We start from the raw sequence: 998 nt of genomic DNA, 5'->3' as shown, positions 1-998 counted from the left end.
CGTATTCTTATAGACCTTATATTCCAGACCGCGCGTGAAGCACAGGCGACGGAACTCGTTGATTTTTGCCACCGACATTCCCGAAGCATCGGCAATGTAGAACGCGTTGTGCGATTGAAACTTCTCGCTCAACTCGTCGACGAGGGCTTGTTTTTCTTCCCGGGTCATATCGTTTTGATTGTAGTTTAAGCGGAAGTAACCGAAGTATCAACCGGAACGGCTGGGCTCATCGTGCTCGACAGCGTGATGCTCTTGATGTAAGTTCCTTTAGCCGAAGAGGGCTTCAGGCGCTGCAGCGTTTGAATAACCTCAATAGCATTTTCAGCTAGCTTTTGGTCATCAAAAGACACTTTACCTACTGAGCAGTGAATGATACCGGTTTTGTCAACTTTAAAGTCGATTTTACCAGCTTTCACTTCTTGTACTGCTTTCGCTACATCAGTCGTTACCGTACCCGACTTAGGGTTTGGCATTAGACCACGAGGACCCAATACCCGGCCTAGACGACCAACCTTAGCCATTACAGCAGGCATCGTGATGATAACATCGATATCAGTCCAACCTTTCTCGATTTTCGATATGTAGTCGTCCAGACCAACGAAATCAGCACCAGCAGCCGTAGCTTCAGCTTCCTTATCGGGAGTTACTAGAGCCAGTACACGAACAGTTTTACCAGTACCGTGGGGCAACGTAGCTACGCCACGCACCATTTGGTCGGCTTTACGGGGGTCAACGCCCAGACGAACATCGATATCAACAGAAGCGTCGAATTTGGTATAGGTGATATCCTTTACCACTTTAGCAGCTTCTACCAGATTACGAACCTGCGTCAGGTCGTGCTTAGCAAGGGCTTCCTTGCGCTTTTTGCTAACTTGTGCCATGTTGATTCTGCTTCGTTTAATTAGTTAGCGAAAGGAGAATCCCCTTTGATGGTGATACCCATGCTGCGAGCCGTGCCGGCTACCTGGCGCATAGCTGCTTCCACTTCGAAAGCATTT

Annotated in this window: 2 protein-coding genes and 1 pseudogene; all 3 read right to left on the bottom strand. The window is 48.4% G+C overall.

Translation table 11 applies throughout. The features are described 5' to 3' along the window. Positions 1 to 168 (bottom strand): 50S ribosomal protein L10 (gene rplJ / locus J4D97_RS23040; protein ID WP_208309633.1); only part of this gene is annotated, 168 nt, incomplete at its 3' end. A gap of 17 nt (positions 169 to 185) precedes the next feature. Continuing rightward, on the bottom strand, positions 186 to 881 hold the full coding sequence (gene rplA, locus J4D97_RS23035) for a 50S ribosomal protein L1 (protein ID WP_185281373.1): 696 nt from the start codon (positions 879 to 881) through the stop codon (positions 186 to 188). 20 nt (positions 882 to 901) lie between these two features. After that, positions 902 to 998, bottom strand: a pseudogene (locus tag J4D97_RS23030) (50S ribosomal protein L11); the annotation flags it as partial.

The organism is Hymenobacter defluvii, assembly GCF_017589435.1.
Taxonomy (GTDB): domain Bacteria; phylum Bacteroidota; class Bacteroidia; order Cytophagales; family Hymenobacteraceae; genus Hymenobacter; species Hymenobacter profundi.
This window is presented reverse-complemented; position numbering and strand designations above follow the sequence as displayed.